This is a genomic window from Chloroflexus aurantiacus J-10-fl, assembly GCF_000018865.1.
GTDB classification, from domain to species: Bacteria; Chloroflexota; Chloroflexia; order Chloroflexales; family Chloroflexaceae; genus Chloroflexus; species Chloroflexus aurantiacus.
Genome location: NC_010175.1, coordinates 1,255,281 through 1,280,525, shown reverse-complemented (window position 1 = coordinate 1,280,525; position 25,245 = coordinate 1,255,281). Strand labels below are relative to the sequence as shown.

Genomic DNA, 25,245 nt, shown 5'->3' with positions numbered 1-25,245 from the left:
TCATTCTTTTCCATAATCGGGCGGACTATACCAGATAGCAAAAAGAATGGCAAGCTGGCATATGTACGTCATCAATAATCACTACCGGCGAACCATCCAACCGGCGAACGAAGCTGGCCCAGTTCCGGACATTCGATGATCACCTCATCACCATCACGAAGCCATGGCCCACTATCACCCTGAATGTCGAGCAGGCATCCTCCGGCAGCCACGCCACTGAGGATAATCTCGCCTGGTTGCAACCACGTATCCTGGCTGGCAAAGGCAATCAGTTCGGCAAACGAAAACCGCATCCGTCCGGTATGATAGCGACTCACTTCCTGGCCATTGATCAGCAGACGCAACGTCAAGAGCAAACGGCCATCGTCGTCACGGTAATACTCCAGCTCATCAGCAGTGACCAGCCAGGGGCCGAGCGATGTGGCAACATCACGCGGGCGCAGAGCTGCCAGGAGAGGGTCGCGGATTGTCCAGGCATTTGCCAGCAGATAGCCGGCGATATACGCATCGGCTTCGGCGGGTGAAATATCGCGCCCGGTCTGCCCAATCACACATCCCAGGGCCATCCCACAATCGAGGGGGGCAGAGGCCGGTAATTCGACTGACTCATCAGGGCCGTAAATCGCGGTATGAGCGGCAAAACGGAAGGCGGGGTGCCGGCGATCACCGATCCAGTAGCCTGCTGCCTGGCGCAGAGCCGCTGCTTGATCATCGACAAAGGCATCAAATTCACGCAGTGACACCACTCGCGGTAACGGTGACACCAGACGTACCTGCGACACCGGTACAACTAATGCATCCTCACCAATGACGAGACCATCATGCCAGGAAAAGCTGGTTGAGGGTTCGTTCATCGGTTCCTCGCTACCCATCAAACTCACCACCGCCTGCACAATATCGGCGGCTGTAGCCAGGGTAACATCAGGATGGCTACCGCTGAGCAACGTGAGCATATCCCAGGGCGCATCAACAATATCCTCACTAACCAAAGGTGCAGCCGTAGCCAGATCAATGATCGTATCACCCAGTAATACGCCACTACGAACATCGCCTCCGGCAGGAGGAATAAAACTCACAAGACGCACAATCATCCCCTTCTCTGGTTGCATGGTGTGCACACCGGCGTAAACACCGTATACTGACCAGACTGCTCATATCATACCGGATCATGGCAGCAGGCATGTTCGTGACATCGCTAAAAATGCACACATTTACGACACAATTTGTTCACTTCTCCTCTAGGCAAAGTAGCTGGATTATGGTAGTATATTGCATATAAACAACTCTTATTTCTTTCAATCAAAAACAAAACGAGGTACTATTTTTATGGAGTACGAACTGACCAACCAACGCACTCTGAGCCGCCTTGATCAGTACATTTTGTTCTACTGGCTCATCTCGTTGTTGATCGGGATTCCGATCCTGGGGGATTGGCTCAGAAGCTGGAACGTTCCGGCAACGCTGGCCAATCCCTGGTTTGTGATATTCTTACTGGTCAGCTTTGCCCTCAGTCAGGTGTTATACGTGCTGGTCGCCCGTCACGATGGGCGACCATTTCTGTGGGGGCCAACGATCATTTTCAGCATCGGCAATGGCGTCATCGAAACATTTGCCTTTGCGACCGTATACCGGCTAGGCGAATGGATCGGCAATGGGTTAGCCGGTCAGTTCTGGCCGACGCTGGTTGGCCCGCTGGGCTTTGCTGTCGGCTTCACCGCCTTTGTCATTTATGGTGGTGTTATCCATGGACTATTCTGGTTGCCGTACCTCCCGCCTCACCTTGACGACTCGCCGCAATCGATGCGGATTCGCAAGTTGCGCCCCCTCGCTGAAATGGCGCTTGTGTTGGGTTGGAGCCTCTGCCTCTACCTGTATCAGGACATCTGGACGGTTATTTTTATTCACATCCTCGTTGATCTCGGCTTGATGTTACGGGTGCGACCGCCGGTCTTTCTGGGTGTGAGCCGACAAGGGGTGGTCGAATAGCGGCTGAGATACTTGTGCACGAGACAAGCGCAAACGTACCGAGGTGCCAAGCCAGATGTCATTGTTGTCCACAGGTACGGGGGTATGTGGTCGTAGCCGCTGCCGTACCGGCCCGCTAAAAACACCTGAAGGGCTGGCCAGATCGACAATATGGACAGTGGTTTCACTCACCATCAGGTGCGCATGACGTAGTGCAATGTCTGCGCTAAGAACGATCAGATGGCAGGCTGGATCACTGCCGATAGAGAAGAGACCGGGGGGCAGCGATATCGTTCGCTCACCCTGATCATCGTGGAGATACACACTCCATGCTGGCATCGGCGCCGGAGCCGACGGTCGGGCCGGTTTTGGTCGTCTTCGCCACATCAACCACATCCCACACGCACCTGCCCCTGCCAGACCGATCCCTACGATCCATTCTGATGGCGACACTATCGTCGGATAGGCAACGACGAATGCTGCTTGTTGCCCACAACCATACAGTGTTGCCATCTCTGGCAACGCACCGGCGAATTGGGCCTGCCAGCGCGCCTCTGCCAATCGAATGAGTGCTTTTGGACGTTGAATTGTCGAGTTACCGGTCCACACATACAGATCGTAAGGAGGATAGGGGCAGTGCAACAGCACCGCCCACGCCGTTGGTGAGATACGTTCGACGCCGAGAATAAGGGGTAGTGGTGGCGAAGCGGGAGCGGGAGGGGTCGTTGTAGCTGCAACGAGTGTTCCCCACATAGAGATAAGTGCTAGTGCCACGATGATTGGATGGCAGCGACGCATATAGCCCTCCTCATACGATGATACGCTCTGTATATAAACCGGTTGAGGAGGGCAAAGGTTACGCACATTGTTGAAAGAAATTGAGCAAAGGCATTTGTACTTCGTTATTCTGTGTTAGAACCTGTTTCAAAAATATCTAACCCAGTTTGCTCCCTTTGTCACCACAGAGACACAGAGGATGGATATAACCCGGGTTGCTACTGTGAGTCGTGACGAAGCACGTCCATGAGAACTGGCTACTACCCACATCCATGCGGTTATGCCATACGATGTTGAGTGCAACGTCGTACTGTTTATTCTGACAGTCGGCCTCCATGGCCTGCTCACAGCATTGGTAATAACTTGAGTTATCCACCAAAAGTTATATCGGTCATTACTGACCGAGTTCCATGGTGGTGTCAACAGCGTGACACACGCTGGATCGTGAGCATGGCTGCCGCACTCCAAACGCTGCGACACGCGCATGACGAGCAGGCAAGGCACCCCATCTAGCGCGTGATGGCACAACCGGAACTGCGCTCTGCTGACGGGCCAGGAGCAGGGTAGGCTAGAACCTATTTCAAAAAACCGTCCGTGACCGGTAGGGTCAACGGCGTGCCACGTGCCGGAACGTGAGCACGACTGGCGCGGCAGCATGGCTGCCGCACTCCAAACCGTGCGACACGCGCATAACGAGCGGGTAAGTCAATCCATCCAGCACGTGATAGCACGGCTGGAGCTGCGCACTGCCACCGAGCCAGTTGCCCACAACAGCACCCATGGCGATCATACCCGCTCACACACCCGTGGTTGACACCAGTTGTGGGTAATGCATTGCCCCACGTCTGATCGTGAGCACGGTTGACGCACTCCACACAATACGCCACGGGCGCCGCTGTCTGGCAACGGGATTCGCTCCGGGTGCCTCGTGGGGATCATCGGAGCCTCATTTATTGAGAACCGGTCTCAAAAACAACTACGCGCCAAAATTCAACCAAAAAATCTCAAAAATTCCGCGCACCGTTTTGGCATGTTTCACGGTTCTATATGTGTACACGTTTTTTCGCGATGAGGTGTTGCATGCGAATCGTCCAGCTACTTGTTCTGCTCGTTCTACTGACTGCCTGTACGCTATCGCCGGGGGCAACCACACCTGCAAGTAAACCACCATCGGTTTCGCAGGCTATTTCTACTGGGAAGCTGGCAAGTCCGCTTGAACCACGCCTCTGGTTGGTCACCGATCCGGCTGCGGTGCTGGCGAGTGTTCCTGACAATCCCGTCCCTGAAGACATTCCAACTGCGCCACCGTCTGGCTTTGTCAACAAGTTTGTTGTCAGTTGGGTAAAAATTGCTATTGGCTACATCGCCCGTGATGGGTTACCGCCAACGCGGGCAGCACGCGGACTGATGCTAATCTCGGTGGCATTGAATGATGCGCTCATTATTAGCAATGAAGCTGCTCAGGAAGGCGCCATCAACGAGACTGCCGTACTGGCCGGTGCAGCCTGGCCGGTGCTGCGCTACCTGCACCCGCAACACAGTGCCGAGATTGATCAAGATGTTCACGATGCGCGCTGGTACGGGTTATGGCAGCGTGATCCGATGTCGCCGGTGGAGCTTGAACATAGTTTTCAGATCGGGCGAGCGGTCGGGGAACAGATCGTGGCGTGGGCACAACAAGATGGGAGCGATGCAGCGGTCGAGATTGCTTTGCCGGCAGCAGGTGGATGGGCGACCGCTCAATTGCCGCTGGACGCTCACTGGGGATCGGTCAAAACGGTTGCCCTACCGGATGGCAGTGCTGTAACGCTACCTGCCCCTCCGGCCTGGGACAGCAGCGCCATGGAACAGGAGCGTACAACCTTTCGAGCTGCGCAGCAAGTGCTGACCGAGGAGCATCGTTCGCTGGCGTGGCAATGGCATGCCGATGTGGGTACGCCAACCGTACCCGGCATCTGGTTTGAGACAGCGATTACAACGGCTGTGGTTCAGAATCTCGATGAATTACAGACTGCTTCACTCCTGGCACACCTCGGTGTCGCTATGCACGATACAGCGGTCGCCTGCTGGTACAACAAGTATCTTTATGGGTTTGCCCGCCCTGAGCAGTGGATGAACATTGTCGAACCGGGCTGGCAGCCAGTGTTGCCCACCCCACCGCACCCTTCATACCCCTCCGGTCATGCGGCGTTCAGCTCGGCTGCTGCCAATCTGTTGATGGTTGCTTTTCCTCAACACAAAGAGCTGTTCATCAAAGAAGTAGCAGATGCAACCCGTTCACGCATCATTGGGGGGATACATTGGGTCATGGATGGGAAGCAGGGAATGGCGTTAGGGAGTGAAGTTGCCCGTTATGTACTGAGCCGCTAATTGAAGAGGAGTTACAACGATGTTTCTCAGCAATCATCGTCACTCGCTATGGATCACCTGCTGGGGATTGGTGTGGATACTATTGTTGCTTTCGCAGCCGACTGCTGCTCAATCAACGCAGCCCCAGATGCAGGTAGGTGATCACATCACGATCACGGGCCGGATTGAAGTGACATTTACCGGGTTGCCCTCGACCATAGACAAAATACGCTGGAGTTGGAACCAGGAACCTACCGATGAGGTAAGCTGGCGATGGATCGAGGTTGAGGATGGCAACGCCACCAAATGGGTCAATCCACCTCCCGATTACAACAATTACGATCCTGAAGCACCGCCGATACTCTATGTGCAATTGCTTGATCTTGATGGGACAATCATCTCACTGAATGCACCGTTCATCAGAGCACGACCGATTGAGGTAACAATGGAATTACTACCACCTGAACGGGCTATGAGCGGTTATACCAATCAGAACCATGTGAATGTTCGTCTCGTTAACATCTTCGGGGGTAAACAAGGATATGTGGCAATCCCGCACCCAGATGAACTTGTCATCCACGATTTTTTCTTCAACGATCAGCCAGCTCTCCAACCGGAGTATCCGTTGCCGGCATTAGAGGGAGAAATCTTAATTTATGTTGCAGTATGGGGAGAAGAGACTGCAAACTCGAAAAGTGACTGGTTTTCCCTGATTCGCGACATCACTCCGCCGACGTTAACGCACACTCAGGCCGACGTAGATACGGCTGGAACACCTGCCCGATTGGTGATGAGTGGACGGTTTACCGACAAATACGCTCCCTTACCGCACGCTATTGAGTGGCAATTTGTTGCCTCAGATGGATCGACCATTGGGAGTCCGGTGTTTCATGTATTGAGTGAGACTGAGGTTGGGGCAATAACTACGGCTGTTCTTAGCACAGAAGGCACACCGTATCAACTGCAGGTTACCTTAGACACCATTCCTGTGGAAGCGCGTATGCTTCAAGTCAGGCTATTTGATCGGGCTGGTAATTCGCAAGCTATAGAACCAATTCAACTACCTAATACCTCACACACCGTACACATTCCTTTCGTCGGACGATAGGTATTTCCCTGACAGGAGAACAGGCACTCATCGGGTGACGCTAGAGGCGTCGCCTTGGGTGAGTGCATGTCCGAAAACAAGGTAAGGAGACGCAGCATGGGTTTTCGTGCGCCTGTACCCGTACTCTCACGTTGGCTGGCAGTATTGATAATCCTCAGTATCCTCCTGATCGGGCTATCTGTTCTGGTACCAATTCCGGCAGTAGCACAGAGTGGGTCATACGGTTTTGCCAGTGCTGTTCCATGTCTCAACGGTGATCTTTCGCTGGCAACTACCTGTTTTGCCGACACGATGTATAAGCCAGTTGCTGCTGACGATCCGGCCCTGGTGCGCGTGACCATCAGCAGCACAAAGCAGATGCTGGCACCTATTGGCACAACCAGTGGTGGTTATCGGCAGCGAATGGCCAGTAACAGTGGCATCGGTTCTGTCTATGGTCTGGCTTACGATGATGGAGCAATTAGTGGTATTCGTCGTTTATTCGCAGGCGCATTTACCCGCCGCTTCACCAGTTTTGGCCCACTCGGTTCCGGCGGTGTGTATGAATATCGTTTCGACAACGGACAATGGCGGCCATCGTTTACCGTGCCTAACGCCGGTTCAGATCGTTTGTCCAATGATCCAGACGATACGGCAATTCTTGATGCGGTGGGTAAAACTGGTCTTGGAGACATGGAGATCAGCCCCGATGGCACGACGCTCTACATCGTTAACCTGCACACTCGCCAGCTAGAACGATACGATATTACAAAGGAAACCCCTCAACGCCTGGTACCAGTTACCGTTCCACTACACCTCATCAGTCAACATCAGCAGACACTGGCGAATTTGCGGCCTTTTGCGCTGGAATTTGCGCCGAATGCCGACTCAACAGATGGCAGTCCGCGTTTGATGGTTGGCGTTACGGATACAGCCGTACCCAATGGTGAACCGCAGGTGTTCGTACTGGAATGGAACGTTAATTCGGATAGCTGGCAGGTTGTTTTACATCAGCCACTGGTGAACGATGTCTTCAATGTTCGGTTTGTTGGTTCAACGTACTTCCATGAACTTAGAAATCTGAGTCCTAATGGCTCAGTGGTTGGATGGAATGCCTGGAATGAAACTTTGCACAGACTGAAAATTTATCGAAAAAACAATGTCATCTTTGATGCCCAGCCATTTTTGACCGATATTGAATTTAGTCCTGATGGTCAGTTTATGCGTCTTGGGTTACGAGATCGAATTGGCGACTTAACGTTCTTTGGTGTTCCACCACAAGGGCACTATACAGCAACTGCTCAAGGCGATAGCCTTAATTATCGATTTAGTGATGGTAAATGGGTGCTGGAATTATCTCCTGTTAGTCGCACTGATCAGGTGCATATTCATGACTCAAGTACAAGAGTTCTGGCAAATCGGGCCGACTGGCTGAATGACAACTTGCATAAATATCCTGGTACTGATCCGGCGCATGTTGAAAATCACATGGGTAGCTTACTGGCTATCCCAAACCCTGATGGAACCGAGACGATTGTGGCAACATCGTTGCTGGGTGACAATGCATCGGGGCTGATGTTGTATACCTCGAATCAACCGCATCCATTCCGTGCGATAACCCTGATTCCGCCTAACAGTAATAAACTGGCAACGCTCGGCGATCTTGAACTCCTCTGCACATATGCATTTATCAGTGGCCAACTCTGGCATGACCTTAACGGGAATGGCGTCCGTGAAGCGGGTGAACCACCATTGGGTGGTATACGGCTTGAGGTTTTTGAACCCGGTCAATCGGTGCCACTTGGTCACGTGGTAACGGCTACTGACGGCAGCTATACCGTTGCAGTGCCACCCAACCGGGCGTTACATATGCGTGTGGCTCCGCATCAATTCCTGAGCGGTCAGCCGCTGAACGGGATGACCTACTCGCCACAACGTGTCGGTCCTGCAAACCTTGACAGCGATGCTCATCCCATCTTCGGTGTCGTTGAGTTTGCCGGTCGTCACGCCGGGAACGGTATGACCGGCAATGCACTGATGATACCGGTGCGTGGTGAACGGATTCAGCATGTCGATATTGGGCTTACCCGGCAATTTCGTCCGGCTACCATCGGTGATCGGGTCTGGCACGATGTCAATCGTAATGGCATGCAAGACGCCAATGAGCCTGGACTTGGCGGCGTGATGATCCGGCTGGAACGTTTGCCCGGTTCTTCGCCTGCTGTGAATACCTATCCTCGCACAACTTCCAGCGATGCGCAGGGTCGCTATACATTCACCAATCTCGAACCTGGTCAGTATCGCTTGTTCGTGACTTTGCCTGGAGGTTATACCTTTGCGCCGGCAGGCCGTGGTGTAAACGCACAGCTCGACAGTGATATTGATGAGCGTAGTGGTTTCAGTCAAGCGATAGCTCTCAATCACAGTGCAACACAAACAGATATTGATGTCGGTCTGATGGCCCTGCAGGCGGCGATGGATCTCAGCGTAGAGCTGAATGCACCGGCTGAAGTAGTGGTCGGCGGCGAATTGCGCTACACCATCTCTTATCGTCATACCGGTTTGGCCCCAGCAACAAATGTGACGATTCAGATGTCAGTGCCAACCGGATCACAGTTGATTAGTGCCAGTATGCCGGTTCAGCAGCAGGGAACAACTTTGAGCTGGCAGATTGGACAACTGAATCCGAATAGTAACGGCAGAATTGAGGTGTTGGTACGTGCCCCAACAACGATTGGCAGTAATCTGAGCCAGACCGTTGCTACTGCTGCTGTCATTAGTTCCAGACCATCTGACACAAACACAACAAACAATAGCTCAACGCAGTTTACCCGCCTGACACGCGCCGAGGTTAGCATTTCTAAAACAGCACCGGTTGCTGTCCTGAGTGGCGACATGCTCCTCTACACCCTGCGGGTCGTGAATCGCGGTAGAGCTACTGCATCACAGGTAACAATTGCCGATCCGTTACCAGATCAGGTTGATTTCGTCAGTTTGTTGCAGGCGCCGGCAGGAGCCTGTCGCTATGCGGGAGCAGAGCGGACACTTCGTTGTACGATGAGCAGCCTGTCGCCGCAGCAGGAAGCAATCATCAGCTTTCAGGCCCGCCCGCGACCAGATGCCGCCAGTCGACTTGATAACCGGGCGACGGTAACGACAACGACGGCAGGCGACTCTCCAACCGATAATTCGGCGATGGCAAGTACTGCATATCTACAGCCAAATCCGGCAATTCGTTTAACCTTCGTGCCAGCTCCGGCGGCAGCAGGTGAGACGGCTCGTCTGTTGATTGGCTACCAGAATCACGGCAGTGGTGTCGCCCGCCAGACAACACTCACGGTACTCCTGCCAGCAGCGGTGACGCTCCCGGCGCTACCGACCGGATGCCAGCAGCAGGGAAATCAATTGCTCTGCGCACTCGGTGATCTGGTGCCTGCGGCCAGTGGTGAGTTACGGCTGGATATGTATGTACCAGCTACGCCAACCATTGATCAGTTGAATGTGCAGGCCTCCATTAGCACGACCACCCCGGAACGGATTGTTGATCAACAGGATAATCAGGCCAGCGCAACCGTAGCTGTTGTCCGCCCCAATCCGTTTGTGCTGCTCCGTGCTCCCACCAGCATCGTCGGTCAGGGCAGTGTGTTCGCTTACACAATTGATTATGGCAACCTCTACCGACGCCGTCCAGCGCAAACGCGACCGGCAGCCAACACCGTGCTTGAATTTGAGCTGCCGTCCGATGTGCAATTGGTCGGCGCCAGTCGTACACCCACAACCCAACAAGGGCGTTTACTGCGATGGAATCTGGGAACGCTGGATGGGCAAACTGCGGCAAGGATTGAGGTCGTCGTGCAGACCCGTGTTCCGGCTGGAACTGTCTTGCCGGCGATAGCACGGATTTCTACGCAAACACCCGCTGATGATCCGGTTGACAATCTGGCTTCGTTGAACATCAATGTTGTCCCACCTCCGACTACCATCGGTACTGCAACCGGCGATCTGCGGGCTGCCATTCGCTCGACCCTGGACCCGGCGGCACGCGATGGCAGTCAGACCAACGGTGTCTACCTCTCTGAAGGTGCTGCTATTGCCTGGCCGACCGGCGAGGTGATCGATCTGACACCACAACTGGCCAATCTGCAATTCAGTGATGAACCATTACCGTGGCCCTACGCCTACCAGGTGCGGGTGGTCGGCTGGAGTCTGACTGAAGTTGAAGTGGGTGGTCAGCGCTTCGATCCACGAGCCGCCGATAGCCGTGGCATCACCGGTTGCCGTCCGGGGACGCGACCGCTACTGACACCAAAACTGCTCAGTGGCTGCTTGTATCGCTATCTCGGTGGGGAAAGTCGGGATCAACTTGGTGCAGCCATCATTCGCGAACGCGATCTCGATGATCAGGTACATCTCTACTGGAGCAGGCCTCCAGTACCGCCCATGCGCTCTGATGTCTATCTGTACGCCACCGACCAGATAAACCGGGCGCGGCTGACGATCCAGGTTGAACTTGAGGTGCAGATTATCAATCAGGCACCGGGCAGTATCGGTGGCGTACCGCTGCCTCCCATTCCGGTGGCACCATTGCCTGATCCGGCACGCCAGATCGTATCCGGGCAGATTGACATCACCCTGCTGGCGCCGCGATCACTGGTTGGGCCGGGGAGTTAAGCGATGAGTTCTGGTCAGGATATACATCTGGCGAAACCAAAGGCGTCTGGCAGGTACAGCCGTTCGCCACCGGTAGAGATATGTCATCAGATCACAAAGCCTAGCCAGTCGAGCTGGTGGGTTAAGCAATGAGTTCCAGGGAGTATGTGCGTCCGGCGAAACAAAGGGCGTCTGTCAGGTACAGCCGTTCGCCACCGGTAGGGATGCGTCATCAGCTCACCAAGTCCAGCCGGTCGGGCCAGGAGGTTAAGCGATGCGCCAAGGGCAGGATATACGTCCGGCAAAACTGGAGGAGTCTGGCAGCCATAGCCGTTCGCCACCGGTAGGGAGGTGTCATCAGATCACAAAGCCTAGCCGGTCGAGCTGGTGGGTTAAGCAATGAGTTCCAGGGAGTATGCGCGTTCGGCGAAACCAAATGCGTCTGACAAGTACAGCCGTTCGCCACCGGTGAGGGTGTCATCAGATGAACAAAGCTCAGCAGGACAGACAGTTAGCACAGGCTGGTTCCAGGTCACAAAACAAATCGTTTCACAGCCTGCAACCGGTTGAGAAAAGGAGCACGCGATGAAACGCTATCGTACGCCGGGACAGACACTGATCGAGATGGCACTGGCCCTCCCGATCTTGCTCACCCTGGTTATAGGTCTTTTTACGGTGGGGCAAATTCTGCTTATTCATTATGCCGTCAATCAGGCGGTTCGTGCGGCAGTGCATCAGGCTGCGCTGACCGGAGGTGATCGTGCCGCAACTGAACTCGCAGCCCGGCAGGCACTGCATGGAAGCCTCGGTATTGACGTAGCGGCAAGTGAGGTTGTCATTTCGTGTCCGCGCCGACCATGCCGGCGCTACGACCCGATCACGGTTGAGGTGCGCTACCGGGCCTCACTCTGGGCAACAACGGCACTGCTTCCTTTTAGCGAGGACCTGGTGGTACGAGCCAGTGCCACACGGGCTGCCGAGCGCGATCAACAGTAGGAGAGGCGTATGTGGCATCGTCATCACGGGCAGGCATTACCAATCCTGGCGCTGATGTTGCCAGCGCTGACACTCTTCATCCTGGTGGTGATTGAGGTGGCTAACCTCTGGCTGGACGTAGCACTGCTTGAAGATGCACTTCAGCAGGCAACGCGCTCGGCTGTACAACACCTCGATTACGCGATGCTGGCCCGTAACACGCAATCGCTACGCGGTAGCCGCACCTGTCAGGCAGTAACTGTCACGAATCCCGGTCATTGCGCGGCGATTGTCAACGTAGCACATCAATTTCTGCTCGTCAACCTGCGGACTGCGCGGCTAGACGGTCATGATCCAGACAAGCTGGCTGCGGCTGTGCGCTGGACAGTGTTACCACAAGGAGGGACATGTGCGTATGTGACCAGCTCTACTCCACTACTCTGTGCTGAAGTGCAACCAACCCTGCACGGTCTGTTTGGTTTAGGAGAGATTCGCCCGCGTATTCGGGCCGCCGACACGATTGATCGCCTGAGTCGGCCATAACCTTGCAATGAAAGGAGCACTCGCATGTCTGCAATTGGTACGCTTCATCAGGCACTGAGCCGCCGACGCAGCAATCCCCTGCCGGCGATCCTCATCGGTTTGGGTTTGCTGATCACGGCTGTCTTTACCGTGATTGCCTTTCTGGAAGCAAGCCGTAGCGAGCCGGTGGTGATTCTGGCGCGGGATGTACCGTATGGACAGCAAATCAGTGCCGATGATCTTGCAGTTGTTCTGCTTCCCCGTCATCGTCCGGTGCAACTGACCGGTATTAGCTCACCGGCATTGGCCGTCGGGCAGTATGCAGCCCGCCATCTTGCGGCGAACGATCTGCTCCAGCCCTCGATGCTGATGGAGCACGCACCAACCCAACCGGTCTACCCGAACGGTGAGGCGTTGACGCCGGGGATGGTTGCGGTGCCGTTCAGTACCGAGACGATTGGCCCGCTCACCCATCGTGATCGGGTCAATATCGGCTTCAGCGATCCGAATGGGTCGCCTGATGTCTGTGATCAGGCACGACAGGCAGCCGCAGGGCGCGAGCCAACCGTGAATCCGCCAGACTCGCCGTTGCAGCCACGACCATATGCATGTCGTTTGCTCAGCGGTGCGCGAGTGCTCTACGTGGATGGAGAGGCAGGTATTGCCTACCTGGAACTGACGCCGTACCAGTCACACGTGATCCAGGCCGTACAGGCTGCCGGTCTGCCGTTGTGGGGCGAACGCTACGGCAGTGACTCCCCGATCTTGCCGGCGTTGGATCGGCTGGACATTGGTCAGATCACGGTCGAGGAATTAGTTGCGCCGGCACCAGCAGTAGACGACGTACAACCGTGAACGGTTTCAGGGGTGTACAGAACGTGAGGTTGTAGACGGGGGATAGGGCATGGAGATGCGTTAAACGCTCTCACCCCCGGCCCCTCTCCCGCACGACGGGAGAGGGGAGACTAGAAACAGGCTTTGGGTCGTCCTGATGAGGTAGGAAGGGGAGTGCATGCAGGTGGCCGTGGGCAAGGGGATGTTGAAGACCGGTGCCAGGGCATCCGGCTGCGGCAGGAGGGGGTAAGTGCCGTCGCCGCTCCTGAAGCAGTGGGCAAGGGGAGAAGGAATTAGTTGCGCCGGTACCAGCGGTAGACGACGTACAACCGTGAACGGTTTCGGGGGCGTACAGAACGTGAGGTTGTAGACGGGGGATAGGGCATGGAGATGCGTTAAACGCCCTCACCCCCGGCCCCTCTCCCGCACGGCGGGAGAGGGGAGACTAGAAACAGGCTTTGGGTCGTCCTGATGAGGTAGGAGATGGTGCAGATGGCCGATCCTGAACCAGCGGGTGCGAGGCGGCTGAAGAGCTGTGCCAGGGTGGCCTGATGCGGCAGGAGAGGGGTGAGCACAGGTGCTGCTCCTGAACCGGTGGGCAAGGGGATGTTGAAGACCGGTGCCAGGGTATCCGGCTGCGGCAGGAGGGGGTGAGCACAGTGGCCGATCCTGAACCGGTGGGTGAGAGGCGACTAAAGAGCTGTGCCGGGGTGTCCTGATGCGGTAGGAGGGAGGTGAGCACCAGTGCCGATCCTGAACCGGTGGGTGAGAGGAGGCCGGAAACCTGTGTCAGGGCGTCCTGATGCGGTAGGAGATGGCGCGGATGGCCGCTCCTGAACCGGCGGGTGAGAGGCGACTAAAGAGCTGCGCCGGGGCATCCGGCTGCGGCAGGAGGGGGGCAGGTGCCGCTCCTGTATCAGCGGAAGAGAGGTGCTGAAGACCGGTGCCAGGGCATCCGGCTGCGGCAGGAGGGGGGCAGGTGCCGCTCCTGAACCGATGGGTGCGAGGCGGCTGAAGAGCTGTGCCAGGGCATCCGGCTGCGACAGGAAAGGGGTGAGCGCCGGTGCCGCTCCTAAGCCGGTGGGCGAGAGGAGGCTGGAAACCTGTACCAGGGCGTCCGGCTGCGGCAGGAGGGGGTGAGCGCAGGTGGCTGCTCCTGAACCGGTGGGCAAGGGGATATTGAAGACCAGTGCCAGGGCATCCGGCTGCGACAGGAAAGGGGTGAGCGCCGGTGCCGCTCCTAAGCCGGTGGGCGAGAGGATATTGAAGACCAGTGCCAGGGCATCCGGCTGCGGCAGGAGGGGGGCAGGTGCCGCTCCTGAACCGATGGGTGCGAGGCGGCTGAAGAGCTGTGCCAGGTCGTCCTGATGCGGTAGGAGAGGTGGTGAGCGCCGGTGCCGCTCCTGAACCGGTGGGTGAGAGGAGACTAAAGAGCTGTGCCGGGGCATCCGGCTGTGGCAGGAGGGGGTAAGTGCCGTCGCCGCTCCTGAACCGGCGGGCAGGGGGCTGAAGACCCGGGTCAGGGCGTCCTGATGCGGTAGGAGAGGTGGTGAGCACAGTGGCCGCTCCTGAACCGATGGGTGCGAGGCAGTTGAAGAGCTGTGCCAGGGTGGACTGATGCGGTAGGGGAAGGCACAGATGGCCGCTCCTGAACCGGTGGATGCGAGGCGGCTGAAGAGCTGTGCCAGGGCATTCCGCTGCGACAGGAAAGGGGTGAACACAGTGGCCGCTCCTGAACCGATGGGTACGAGGCGGCTGAAGAGCTGTGCCAGGGTGGCCTGATGCGGTAGGAGGGGGTGAGCACAGTGGCCGATCCTGAACCGGTGGAGAGAGGCGACCAGAAGCAGGCTTTGGGGCGTTCCGATGCAGTGGAAGTTGCGTTGACCTATACGTTTACGTTCTGTTCGTCCATAAACGTGAACGGTTGTAGGGGTGAGAGCGGTTGAAACCCTCTTGTGATTGGCAGAGCATTGTTGACGATACCCAGGCCGGCTACAAGCGCAGCGATGCTGTCGTCGGTCTGAAATGACATCAATAACCATTACCATCACAGTCCAGTGGAGGGGACGTGGCATGTACGCGAATTGGGATATTCCCGGTCAATCGGTACTCGGCGGGGAGGATGGGGCGACAGTTGCCGAGGAGCTGCGTATGTTGCTCCGCAGTGGTCGCTTGCGGGATTGCTGGCACGTTCCGCCTGAAGAAGCCTTTGCCCAACTTGGTCTGGGGAAGACGATCTGCTGGCGGCAGGTGGGCTGGTATGGCCCGCTGGAAATCTGGCGCGACCCGGAGCACGCGGTGTCGGACATTCTCTTTAATGGCCCTGCCGACTCGCCCTTCTTTGTGGTGCAGCGGGGGATGATGGTCAATACCGGGGTGATGGTTCATCCGGCCTGGATTGATTGGACACAGCGGCAGCTTGTCTGGCGTAGTCAGGGTATTGCGCCTGATCAGCCACTACCGCCGTTCGTGCAGGGTGTCGTTGATGGGTTGCGTTACGCGATTACCAGTCGTAGTGCTTCCCCAGCCGGGCCGAGCCTTTCGATCCGGTTGCTCCCTGAACGATGGGCAACGCTTGATGATCTGGTTCAAGGCCAGGTGATCACCCGTGAGGCGAGTGATCTTTTGTTAGCTGCGTTGAACGGTGGGGCATCGCTGCTGATTGCCGGGCCAACGGGGAGTGGTAAAACGACGCTGGCGGCTGCGCTGACCCAGGCGATTGGCAGGCATATGCGGCTGGTGGTGATCGAAGATGGCGGCGAATTACCGCGGAGCGCCAATAGTCTGCATATCGAAGCTCCGCCGGAGCCGGGTGGTTTCGGTCGGGCAGTGACGTTTGCGCTGCGGCAGAAACCCAACTACATCATTGTCGGCGAAGTGCGTGGTGGTGAAGCAATGGCGATGTTACAGGCCGCTGCCACCGGCCACCCTGGCCTGGGCACCATTCACGCCGCTACCGTGCAAGGGGCGCTGCGCAATCTGGAGCGGATGGCCTTGATTGGTCTGGCTCAGGAAACGACCGGGGCCGGCCAGGCGGCTGCGCAGATTGTACGCGGTCTGATTACGTCGGATGTTGTGAATTTGCTGGTTGTGCAGATTGGGCGAACGCCAACCGGTAAACGTGGGGTGGTTGCGATTGAGGAGGTGCTTCCCCAGGGTGCGCAGGGCCAGAGTGGCGATCCATTTCCGACCAATCCGCTCTTCCGTTACGAACGCAGCAGTGACCGTCTGATGCGGGCCGGGTATGTCAATGCCGGTTGGGGGCTTGGGCGAATGTGATGGGGTTGCTTCAGATAGCCCTGGAGCGTTATCCGTTGCGGGTTTCCGGTGTATCAATGTGAACGGAGCTGTGCTATGGAACTGATCATCTTTAGTGCGATTGAAGGGTTGCAGGCCGAAGTTGAGCAATTGCGCGATGTTGCAGTGCTGGCACCATCGCGGATTGATCAGGTACAACGCCTCTTGAGCGGATCGCGCCCGCCAGATGCCCTCTACCTCGATGATAGTCGGGGTACGCCCCTGGCCGATCTCTGGGATTTAACGGCGCGTGCGCAGCAGGTGGGTGTGCGGGTCATGCTGGGGTTGACCGGCCCGGCACGGGCGGCTCTCGCCGATGCGCAGGCGGCAGGGTTGCCGGCTACGGCTGAACGCAATCCGGTCGCGCTGGCCGACTGGATCGGGGCGCAGATTGGCCGACGACGTGGTCACGGGACGCAGCGCTTGCCGGTGATCGCGATTGGGGCGGCGAAGGGTGGTATCGGCAAGACATTCGCAACCTGTGTGTTGGCCGAAGGATTGCGTCGGCGTGGTCTCGATGTTTTGGTGTGGGACAGCGACATCTCAAACCCCGGTCTGGTGCCGGCGTTCCGCATTCCGGCCAGCGCTCCTTCGTACCTCCACCTGGTGCAGCGCGGCCCATCGCACTGGAATCCGACCGGTATTCAGCCCTTTATTTTCCAGCCTGAGCATACCCGTGCCAATCAGCAGGGCTGGGGGCGGATCGATCTGCTGATCGGATCGCATGCTGTGGCCAGGGCCGAAAACGATTTACGCTTACCCGACTGGCAAGGGTTGTACCAGGGCATTCTTGCCCTTGAAGGGTACGATGTGGTGTTAATTGATACTCCTCCCGACTATCTGCGTCGTCCGTATGCTACGCACGTGTTGCAGGCGGGTGGCAGTGTTGTGCTGCCGACGCCTCCCGGTGCTCGCGAGCGGATGGGAGTGGGGCATATGCTCGAACACTTTAGCGAGTTGGCGCCGGAGCGGCTCGAACGCTGTTCACTGCTCTTTATGGAGCCAGAACGCGGTGTGACGGTGACGGTTGGGATGGTGGCTGAACTCTTCGCCCGCCGCTACCCGCGTGTTGGTAGTTTGGGCACGCTGCCACGCGAACCTCGGTTAGCCAGCCTCGCCGATGAACACGATGGCTACATCTCGATGCTCGATCTCGGCCCGCACAGTCGTTTCGCCCGCGCCACGCATCAGGTAGTTGAGGCTCTGTGCGCACAAGCTGGTTTGCAGCCGCGCCTGCCAATGCCGCAAACCGCCTGGTGGCACCGCTTTGCCGAGCTGTTTACACACCGTGCTCCGGTACCGGCAATGTCGTCATAAGGAGGAGACCATGCATCCTGCCTACCGACCATTAACCGTTCTCGAAGAGGGAGGACTGGCCGATCTCTTGCCGGCGTCGCATCAGGCGACCGATCCAACGGCGACAGCCTTACAAGCCGCACGCGACATCCTGCTCGCCGAGCTGCATCCCGATCTGCTCGATCCGGTGGCTCCCGCTGCGGAACGCGATCCGGCGGTGCTGCGGGTGTTGCGTGCCGCTATCGGCTCGCACACCGAACGTGGTGGGCCGCTGGCCGGTCTGCCGACTGATGATGCCAGTCTGCTGCGCCTCTTTCACGACACTATCGGCTGGGGGCCGGCGCAGCCGTATCTGGACGATGAGCGTGTCCAGGAGGTGAAGATTATCGGCGACCGCATCATGGTGCAAGAGGAGGGTGCTGATTTACGCTCGCGCCTGAACGATTCAGTTCGCCGCGCCAGGCGCTGGATCGGGCACTGGTTTTGGCCTCGCGGCTGGCGGTTCCCCTCGACCGTAGCCGGCCCCAAGACACCCTGCCGCTGGCGCATGGCACACGTATGCACGTTACCATTCCGCCCTGTACTCCTGATGATACGGCGTTGATTTGTATTCGCCGCGGGCGGCGCACCGCGTGGACATTGGACGACATTCTGAGGCGGGGAGCCTGTGATGAAGCGCTGTTTGCGCTCTTGCGATTGCTAGTGCGCGCCCGTTGCTCGTTTCTGATCGCCGGGGAAACCGGTTGCGGAAAGACAGCTTTGCTGGAAGCGATTGTCAATTCGTGGCCGGGAGAACCACACGTTATCACTATCGAGGACAATACCCTGGAGATCAATGTTCGCCATGCGGCGTGGACGCGGGAACTGGTGCAGACCAGCCTCGATCCACACGCTTTTGGGCGGGCAGCCCGTGAAGTTTTGCGCCAGACGCCATCACTGGTCGCGCCGGGCGAAACCCGTGCCGCCGAAGCAGGTGCCATTCTGGCCGTTGCGGTCAGCGGTCATGCCGTTGTCACCACAATCCACGCCCGCAATGCGCTGCGTGCGGTCAGCCGGTTGGCCGACTGTGCGGCGATGCCTGGAGCATACCTCTACGAGGGACGGCGCACGAATGCTCTTGAAGACATTTGCGACAACTTCCACGTCGTGATCCATCTGAGTCGCAACAACGGACGACGCTACATTGATGAAGTGGTGCTGCTTGACGGTTGTGATGAAACGACTACCGGCTTGCGTCCGCGGATCGTTCCCCTGGCCCGGGCAGAAGTTGACAGCAGCGGTCTGCGCTGGTATTGCGCGGCACAAGCGGAGGGCGATGCCTTGATATGGGATGGAGCCGACCAGACGCCTGACATGCTCAAACAACGGCTGCGCCTGCTCAAGATGAGCGAGCGGCCGCGGGCCGTCGCCAGCAGTCGGACAATCGTAGAAGAGGCATTGAGTCAGGCCGCGCTCGCTCGCCAGGCCAGTGCTCCTGAACGGGCACTGGCGATCCTGCGGCGGGCATGGGAAGAGCGCCAGGATGAACGGCTGGCCCAGGCGGCACGTCAGGCCCTGACCATGCTGCCAGAACGATCACAGCAGGCGACTCAGGCAGCACGCGAAGCCTGCGAACAGATTTTGGCTGCGCTGTCCAGTCGACGCTGGGAGCGTGCGGCAAGTCTGTATGCCGACCTCAACGCCGATCTCGAACGCTACGCAGCCTTTGCTCCTCCCGGCGGATGGCCTGCGCTGGCCGGGGAGATTGCAGCCGGACAGCGAGCCGATCAAGAGGCGCAGCAAGCAATAACCAGGGCAGATCAGGCATTGCGCCAGGGTCGGGCCCGCGATGCGCTCGATCTGCTAATCAAGCTCGATCCAGCTCGCTTGAGTGACGAGACGGCACTGGCGCTATTGCGAACGCGCTACAGCGCACTGAATATGCTGGTGGCGAGTGGTGAAATCAGTTCAGCGGCGCTCACGCCGGTGGCGGCTGCCCTGCGTATGCGCGAAGCGTTGGTAACTGCTCAGGGAAGCAGTTGTGCGTGATGAGGCTCTGTACTGCCGAGAAAGGATAATGATATGCCTGGCATTGACTCGCTCACCCATCCCGAAACGGCCTGGCTGGTACGTGCGGTGCCGGCTTTGCTGGCTGCATTGATTACCATGACCGCTACCTTTATCTTCCGGCAACCCCTCATGCAGTTCCTTGCCCGGTTTGATCGCTCGCGTTCGCCAGCGGTCTGCGATCCGGCGCTAGTCTGGCGGCCAGCGCTGTTGGGAACGAATACGGCCTTGCTGCTGGCCGGCGGAGCGGCGACGTTGAGTAGTCTGGTATTGGGATGGATTGGCTCAATCTGGTTTGCGCTGGTGGCTGCGCCGGTGGTGGCAGCGCTGGTTGTGCGTATCGGTTTTGCCGTTAGCCAATCACGTTATAATCGGCACCTGGAACGGGAACTGACTCCGGCCATTGGTCGCCTCAGTGCTTTGCTCAGTGGCGGTTTAGGTCTTCGTACTGCCCTGGAGCGTGTCCTGACCGATATGGGTGATGGGCCACTACGCGACGAGTGGCGGTGGTTACTTCGACAACAGGGGACACCGCTCGCCGACGGGAGCATTGCAACACTTCGTCAGGTTATTGCAGCATTGGCCGCCCAAACCTCAGCGTCGCGCCACGCAACCCTGCTCAACCACCTGGCGGTTGCCGCCGATCAGCCGCAAGACTTGCAGGCCCGGCGCTGCGCTGCGGCTTACGCCGCGCTTCAGGTGTCGGAACGACGGCGGGAAGAGGCACTGACCGAACTGGCCCAGATGCGCTACAGCGGTCTGGCCGTCGGTGGGGCAGGGTGTCTGATGGCCCTATACCTGATCGCGACCCAATGGGAGCGGGTACGGATCGCGTATAGCACTCCGCTGGGGATGGTTTTTGCCGTCATCGTGACCCTGGCTTTGCTGGCACCGATGATCGGTGGCTTCCTGTTCTCACAGGTCGAGGATGTTGATTATTAGGTATCGAGGTACTCATCGTTACTCAGGAGCTGCATATGCCTCATCTACTCACAACACCTGCGGCACCGGCGTTGCTGGCAGCGTTTTGTGGCACCTTGCTGGCCGCACTTGGGGTAGCACTTCGTCAGCAACCGCTGGTGACGAGACCGTTGAATGAACGACAACGTCTGATCATTGGTCAGAGTAGTGGACTGCTGATCGCTCTCCTCTGTTTTGGTGCTGCTCTCAGCGGGGGGATTATCTGGGTGGGATTAGGGTTGGCGGCCTATCTGGCGCTTGGTCTGAAGTGGGCACGCCAGCCCCAGCGCGATCAGCAGCGGCTGAGCCAGGAATTACGACGCCTCACGCCGGGGTTGATCGGTTTTATTCGGGTTGCGTTGGGCAGCTTTGAAGCCCCCAGTCTGCTGTTGCGACGCTACTGCGCGCAGGCAACACCCCGCCAGGCGCCAATGCGGAGCCTCGTCGCCGAGGCGTTGGCGCTCAGCGAAGAGCAGCGGATGCGCCCCTTTGCGGCACTGGCCGAAGTTGCCCGTCGCTCCAATTGTCGTGAACTGATCGATGCTACGGCAGCGCTCGCTCAGGCAGAAGCTGAAGGGACACCGGTTGAGATGGTGCTCGCTGCGCAGCAGCAGACTCTGGAAGCGTTGTTACAGGGTGAATTTCGCCGGTTGATTCGCCGGCGCACAGTTTATCTGCTGTTGTTGACTGCGATCAGTCTGGTCGTGGGGATTTTGTTAAACCTGCTCTTCGTGATGGTGGTGGGTAGTGAGGTGTTTGCGGTGTTTTAGGAGATAGGAGAGAGGAGATAGGAAATAGGAAATAGGAGAGAGGAGATAGGAAATAGCTGGGGTAGGGGCGGTGATTCCAGGCTTTAGAAGATAGGAGAGAGGAGATAGGAAATAGCTGCGGTAGGGGCGGTGTACTGGTTTGATGCGTCTACGATCAGGGGGTGGGGGTGGGTGTGGCTGGGGCGTGGTGCGCAGTGGTGTTCGGCGACACGCCCCCACTCCAGCCCGCCACCGCTATGCATTACCCACACGTCACGCTGCGTCAGGTAGACTGCACGCGCTCCCCGTGGCGCGGGCTTCCAGCCCGCGTGCAGGCATCATCGCCATCGCAGGCAGGTGCTGGCCCCGCTGGCCGGCTGGAAGCCTGCCCCACGGTTTGATACACCGTCTACCGCCGCCACCACTGCTCCCATCCACTTCCCGTTCGTGACGTGAGACCCACGCGACAGCAGTGTAACGCGAATAGTGCCCAGGATCGCGCACGATGAGGTAGACGCTGCGAGTGAGCGAAGAAGTTGACAAAATAGTTATGGGTAATGTATAGGGGGGAGGTGGAACAAGGGCCAAAATCCAGAGGGCACGGCATGCCGTGTCCCTACAGGTGTCCAGCGGTGCATCATTCAGTAGGGGCGACGCATGCGTCGCCCCTACGCATGTGTCGGCCAACGTCGCTCCCTGGAGTTGGGGCGGATGCACAACCCGTCCCGGGTTCAGAACCGGCCCCTCCATGCATTATCCACACGTCACGCCGCGTCAGGCAGACTGCACGCGCTCCCCGTGGCGCGGGCTTCCAGTCTGCGTGCAGGCATCATCGCCATCGCAGGCAGGTGCTGGCCGTGGCTGCTGGTGCGCAAGCACGAATTTCGTGCAACATAACCGTCTACGCGCAGGTATCGCATACATGCCTGATCGACTCGATGATTGGCACGAGCACATTCAGCACCTCCGTGACCAGGATGGGGAACGGTATGCCACGCGCCGGATCGTGAGCGCGGCTGCTGCGGCAGCCTGGCTGCCGCACGCCACATGTCGTGACACGGGTAACTCCGCTGGACAACCGTATTCACCCCGGCGGGTGCAGCGGAAATGCCGTTCGCCGGGTCTGTGATCACGACCAGCGTGATCGGGTGATGTCCCTCATTCACCGCATCCCGTGGATGGTCAGGTGAATGGCACAGGCACCGTCCGTAGGGGCGGGGGGCGGGTTCTAAACCCGCCCCTACGGAACCTGCCTCGACACACCATCGGCACCAGCACGCTGTGGGCAGGCTGCCGGTCTGCGTTCAGCCATCCCCATCATCAGGGTCGCGTAGGCGACAGGCGCACGGTAGCACAGCGTGATGACATCAGCTCAAGCACCCTGCCCCACGGTTTGACACGACGTTTCCCGCTGCAATCATTCCGCGTTCCGTTCCTGATGCGCACCGCTCACGGTACGACTATTCCCTGGCATGTTGCTCACGATAGCACATGGTTGACACCATGTGTATAGTTGTGGGTAATGCATAGGCTGGGGTCGGGTGTTGACGCTTTGGCGAGCCGGAGGCTCGCGCGCCCAGACGGAGAGCGGTTGTTACATGCCCTGTGTTTCACGCCCCGTTTCTAAGCTACTACGTTATAATAAACAGTAGTTAAGCAACGTACACGAGGAGGTTATTGCGTGAAATCACTGGTGCAGGCCCGCTGGATAACGCCCATACTGGTTGCAATTATCGCCGTCGCGCTGGATCAGGCGTCAAAACGCTGGATCGTTGCAACCCTTGGCCCTGAACCAATGACGAAATTTATTCCGTTGATTGGTGAAGATATTCGGTTGGCCTATTCGCATAATACTGGGATTGCGTTCAGCCTGTTTCACGGCAAGTCGGATATTTTGACCATCGTTGCTCTGGTCATTATTACCGGCGCCATCTATCTCTACATCACTCAATTACCAAACCGACGGCGATTGATTCAGATCGCGATGGGTCTCATTCTTGGTGGTGCGCTGGGAAATGTCATTGATCGTATCCGGCTTGGTTATGTGGTCGATTTTATTCAAGTTGGCTGGTTTCCGATCTTCAATCTTGCCGATAGTGCGATCACGGTGGGGGCAGCCCTCTTGATGTTGCAGTATGCACTTGATGAGATTGCATTGCGCCGGGTTCGACAGGCGATGATGTCACAATGATGATACTACGCTCGCGCTGGATGCTGCTGGTATTGGTGGCGATACCGGTTTTTGTGATCGATCAGTTGAGTAAGGTCTGGCTCAGTGATGTGCTCTTGCGCTACAACCGACCCATTCCCTTGCTGTTTGATTGGGTGCAACTGGCGTATCACGAAAATACCGGTGTCGCTTTTGGCCTGTTTCCCGATCAGGGAGGGGTTCTTTCGGTCGGGGCCGGTCTGGTGCTCTTGTTGCTTGCGCTCACATACCAGTATATCCTTCCAGCCGACTCGCGTTGGATAACGGTAGCGGTTGGGATGATCTTTGGCGGTGGTTTGTCCAATCTGGTAGATCGGATTCGCCAGGGCTACGTGGTCGATTTTATTCAATTTGGCTGGTGGCCGGTCTTTAACCTTGCCGACAGCGCAATTACCATCGGGGTCGCCGCATTGGCTTTTCATATTATCTTTATCGGTGAAGAGCCGGCGCCAACCGAACCAGAACCGATTGACGATGAACTCCTCAGTGAGTTGTTGAGTCGCGATCCCTCGCCCCCCGCAGCAACCGATGCGCGTACTTCCAGTTCGGAGTCGCTATCATGAGCGGAGAAGGTGAGATTGAATTGCTCGAAGCGGAGGAGCGGGTGGTAGTTGTACCGCCAACCCAGACCGCTGAGCGTATTGATCGCTTTCTTGCCGGTGCTATGCCCGATCTTTCGCGGGCACAAGTGCAACGCCTGATTGAGCAGGGCTTTGTGCTCTACGATGGTCGTTCACCGCGAGCCAGTCAACCGGTGCGCCCTGGCGCGGTCATTCAGCTTACCATCCCGCCACCGATACCTACTGAACTGGTTGCCGAACCAATCCCGCTTGATGTTGTGTATGAAGATGCCGATATTGCTGTAATCAACAAACCGGCAGGAATGGTCGTGCATCCGGCACCCGGCCATCCTCGCGGCACGCTGGTCAATGCCCTGCTGGCCCGGTATCCCGATCTGGCGATTGGCGGTGAGCTACGTCCGGGTATTGTCCATCGCCTTGACCGTGATACGTCAGGGCTGTTGGTGATTGCCCGCCACGATCAGGCAATGCGCTCGTTAGTCGATCAACAGCAGGCCCGTCGGATGCGCAAAATCTACCAGGCGTTGGTGATTGGCCGACCACCAGAGACCGGTACGATTGATGCACCGATTGGCCGTGATCCGCGTGACCGGCTCCGTATGGCGGTTGTACCCGATGGTCGTCCGGCGCGTACTCACTACCGCTTGCTGGACACGTTCGGAGATTACAGTCTGTTAGAAGTGCAACTGGAGACCGGGCGCACGCATCAAATTCGGGTGCATCTACGCCATCTGGGCTATCCGATTGTCGGTGATCCGGTGTATGGGCCACGCCGTTCACACCTTCACCTATCGCGTCAGTTTTTGCACGCCGCTTACCTGGGTCTGGTTCACCCGCGCAGTGGTCGATGGCAAGAGTTCACAGCGCCTCTACCCGCTGACTTACAGATAGTACTGCGCCAGTTGCAGGATCGGGCATCGTACCATTGAGACTGCGATATGCTACAAT

19 protein-coding genes are annotated in these 25,245 nt (G+C 57.6%); 17 read left to right on the top strand and 2 right to left on the bottom strand.

The window, feature by feature from the left end; translation table 11 throughout:
- Window positions 1–71: 71 nt before the first annotated feature.
- Entirely contained in the window at window positions 72–1,109 is a 1,038-nt protein-coding gene (locus CAUR_RS04805; RefSeq protein ID WP_012256805.1) for a fumarylacetoacetate hydrolase family protein, read from the bottom strand.
- A gap of 217 nt (window positions 1,110–1,326) precedes the next feature.
- Between CAUR_RS04805 and CAUR_RS04800 the strand changes: the two genes are divergently transcribed.
- Window positions 1,327–1,986, top strand: a complete 660-nt coding sequence (locus CAUR_RS04800) for a hypothetical protein (protein ID WP_012256804.1) — start codon at window positions 1,327–1,329, stop codon at window positions 1,984–1,986.
- Here the strand turns inward: CAUR_RS04800 and CAUR_RS04795 are convergent.
- Window positions 1,930–2,763 carry an FHA domain-containing protein gene (locus CAUR_RS04795; RefSeq protein ID WP_012256803.1) on the bottom strand — a complete coding sequence of 278 codons (834 nt, stop codon included), beginning with the start codon at window positions 2,761–2,763 and terminating at the stop codon, window positions 1,930–1,932. The genes CAUR_RS04800 and CAUR_RS04795 overlap by 57 nt on opposite strands.
- Window positions 2,764–3,397: 634 nt before the next feature.
- Here CAUR_RS04795 and CAUR_RS21165 point away from each other — a divergent pair.
- The 16 genes from CAUR_RS21165 (at window position 3,398) to CAUR_RS04720 (ending at window position 25,226) form a co-directional block, all read left to right on the top strand.
- A complete protein-coding gene (locus CAUR_RS21165; RefSeq protein WP_157866390.1) occupies window positions 3,398–3,556 on the top strand; it encodes a hypothetical protein in 159 nt (52 codons plus the stop codon).
- A 266-nt stretch (window positions 3,557–3,822) separates the two neighbouring features.
- On the top strand, window positions 3,823–5,112 hold the full coding sequence (locus CAUR_RS04785; protein ID WP_012256802.1) for a vanadium-dependent haloperoxidase: 1,290 nt from the start codon (window positions 3,823–3,825) through the stop codon (window positions 5,110–5,112).
- Between the two features lie 19 nt (window positions 5,113–5,131).
- Window positions 5,132–6,199 carry a hypothetical protein gene (locus tag CAUR_RS04780; RefSeq protein WP_012256801.1) on the top strand — a complete coding sequence of 356 codons (1,068 nt, stop codon included), beginning with the start codon at window positions 5,132–5,134 and terminating at the stop codon, window positions 6,197–6,199.
- A gap of 96 nt (window positions 6,200–6,295) precedes the next feature.
- Window positions 6,296–10,849 carry an SdrD B-like domain-containing protein gene (locus CAUR_RS04775; RefSeq protein ID WP_012256800.1) on the top strand — a complete coding sequence of 1,518 codons (4,554 nt, stop codon included), beginning with the start codon at window positions 6,296–6,298 and terminating at the stop codon, window positions 10,847–10,849.
- Between the two features lie 564 nt (window positions 10,850–11,413).
- Window positions 11,414–11,824, top strand: coding sequence for a TadE/TadG family type IV pilus assembly protein (locus tag CAUR_RS04770; RefSeq protein WP_012256799.1), 411 nt, complete (start codon window positions 11,414–11,416; stop codon window positions 11,822–11,824).
- 9 nt (window positions 11,825–11,833) lie between these two features.
- Complete coding sequence (locus CAUR_RS04765) at window positions 11,834–12,346, top strand: TadE/TadG family type IV pilus assembly protein (protein ID WP_012256798.1); 513 nt, start codon at window positions 11,834–11,836, stop codon at window positions 12,344–12,346.
- A 24-nt stretch (window positions 12,347–12,370) separates the two neighbouring features.
- The gene (locus tag CAUR_RS04760; RefSeq protein ID WP_012256797.1) at window positions 12,371–13,180 is read left to right on the top strand and encodes an SAF domain-containing protein; all 810 of its coding nucleotides are present in this window, start codon (window positions 12,371–12,373) and stop codon (window positions 13,178–13,180) included.
- Between the two features lie 2,052 nt (window positions 13,181–15,232).
- On the top strand, window positions 15,233–16,438 hold the full coding sequence (locus CAUR_RS04755; protein WP_012256796.1) for an ATPase, T2SS/T4P/T4SS family: 1,206 nt from the start codon (window positions 15,233–15,235) through the stop codon (window positions 16,436–16,438).
- 75 nt (window positions 16,439–16,513) lie between these two features.
- A complete protein-coding gene (locus tag CAUR_RS04750; RefSeq protein WP_012256795.1) occupies window positions 16,514–17,773 on the top strand; it encodes a ParA family protein in 1,260 nt (419 codons plus the stop codon).
- A 10-nt stretch (window positions 17,774–17,783) separates the two neighbouring features.
- Complete coding sequence (locus CAUR_RS21465) at window positions 17,784–18,356, top strand: hypothetical protein (protein ID WP_242605069.1); 573 nt, start codon at window positions 17,784–17,786, stop codon at window positions 18,354–18,356.
- Window positions 18,311–19,780, top strand: coding sequence for an ATPase, T2SS/T4P/T4SS family (locus CAUR_RS04745; RefSeq protein ID WP_242605068.1), 1,470 nt, complete (start codon window positions 18,311–18,313; stop codon window positions 19,778–19,780). Before CAUR_RS21465 ends, CAUR_RS04745 begins: the two co-directional genes overlap by 46 nt.
- A gap of 33 nt (window positions 19,781–19,813) precedes the next feature.
- Entirely contained in the window at window positions 19,814–20,740 is a 927-nt protein-coding gene (locus CAUR_RS04740; RefSeq protein ID WP_012256794.1) for a hypothetical protein, read from the top strand.
- Between the two features lie 35 nt (window positions 20,741–20,775).
- Window positions 20,776–21,528, top strand: coding sequence for a hypothetical protein (locus CAUR_RS04735; RefSeq protein WP_012256793.1), 753 nt, complete (start codon window positions 20,776–20,778; stop codon window positions 21,526–21,528).
- 1,660 nt (window positions 21,529–23,188) lie between these two features.
- A complete protein-coding gene (lspA, locus tag CAUR_RS04730; protein ID WP_012256792.1) occupies window positions 23,189–23,698 on the top strand; it encodes a signal peptidase II in 510 nt (169 codons plus the stop codon).
- Window positions 23,695–24,279, top strand: a complete 585-nt coding sequence (gene lspA / locus CAUR_RS04725; protein WP_012256791.1) for a signal peptidase II — start codon at window positions 23,695–23,697, stop codon at window positions 24,277–24,279. The genes lspA (CAUR_RS04730) and lspA (CAUR_RS04725) overlap by 4 nt, the downstream gene beginning before the upstream one ends.
- Entirely contained in the window at window positions 24,276–25,226 is a 951-nt protein-coding gene (locus CAUR_RS04720) for an RluA family pseudouridine synthase (RefSeq protein ID WP_012256790.1), read from the top strand. The genes lspA (CAUR_RS04725) and CAUR_RS04720 overlap by 4 nt, the downstream gene beginning before the upstream one ends.
- Window positions 25,227–25,245: the final 19 nt, after the last annotated feature.

Excerpts from the sequence above, each read along its gene's own strand:
- CAUR_RS04750 (WP_012256795.1), top strand. The coding sequence starts at position 16,514 with ATGGAACTGATCATCTTTAGTGCGATTGAAGGGTTGCAGGCCGAAGTT.
- CAUR_RS04740 (WP_012256794.1), top strand. The coding sequence starts at position 19,814 with ATGCCTGGCATTGACTCGCTCACCCATCCCGAAACGGCCTGGCTGGTA.
- CAUR_RS04775 (WP_012256800.1), top strand. The coding sequence starts at position 6,296 with ATGGGTTTTCGTGCGCCTGTACCCGTACTCTCACGTTGGCTGGCAGTA.
- CAUR_RS04805 (WP_012256805.1), bottom strand. The coding sequence starts at position 1,109 with ATGCAACCAGAGAAGGGGATGATTGTGCGTCTTGTGAGTTTTATTCCT.
- CAUR_RS04735 (WP_012256793.1), top strand. The coding sequence starts at position 20,776 with ATGCCTCATCTACTCACAACACCTGCGGCACCGGCGTTGCTGGCAGCG.
- CAUR_RS04760 (WP_012256797.1), top strand. The coding sequence starts at position 12,371 with ATGTCTGCAATTGGTACGCTTCATCAGGCACTGAGCCGCCGACGCAGC.
- CAUR_RS04720 (WP_012256790.1), top strand. The coding sequence starts at position 24,276 with ATGAGCGGAGAAGGTGAGATTGAATTGCTCGAAGCGGAGGAGCGGGTG.
- CAUR_RS04745 (WP_242605068.1), top strand. The coding sequence starts at position 18,311 with ATGCACGTTACCATTCCGCCCTGTACTCCTGATGATACGGCGTTGATT.
- CAUR_RS04770 (WP_012256799.1), top strand. The coding sequence starts at position 11,414 with ATGAAACGCTATCGTACGCCGGGACAGACACTGATCGAGATGGCACTG.
- CAUR_RS04780 (WP_012256801.1), top strand. The coding sequence starts at position 5,132 with ATGTTTCTCAGCAATCATCGTCACTCGCTATGGATCACCTGCTGGGGA.
- CAUR_RS04765 (WP_012256798.1), top strand. The coding sequence starts at position 11,834 with ATGTGGCATCGTCATCACGGGCAGGCATTACCAATCCTGGCGCTGATG.
- CAUR_RS04755 (WP_012256796.1), top strand. The coding sequence starts at position 15,233 with ATGTACGCGAATTGGGATATTCCCGGTCAATCGGTACTCGGCGGGGAG.
- CAUR_RS21465 (WP_242605069.1), top strand. The coding sequence starts at position 17,784 with ATGCATCCTGCCTACCGACCATTAACCGTTCTCGAAGAGGGAGGACTG.
- lspA (WP_012256791.1), top strand. The coding sequence starts at position 23,695 with ATGATGATACTACGCTCGCGCTGGATGCTGCTGGTATTGGTGGCGATA.
- CAUR_RS04800 (WP_012256804.1), top strand. The coding sequence starts at position 1,327 with ATGGAGTACGAACTGACCAACCAACGCACTCTGAGCCGCCTTGATCAG.
- CAUR_RS04785 (WP_012256802.1), top strand. The coding sequence starts at position 3,823 with ATGCGAATCGTCCAGCTACTTGTTCTGCTCGTTCTACTGACTGCCTGT.
- CAUR_RS04795 (WP_012256803.1), bottom strand. The coding sequence starts at position 2,763 with ATGCGTCGCTGCCATCCAATCATCGTGGCACTAGCACTTATCTCTATG.
- CAUR_RS21165 (WP_157866390.1), top strand. The coding sequence starts at position 3,398 with ATGGCTGCCGCACTCCAAACCGTGCGACACGCGCATAACGAGCGGGTA.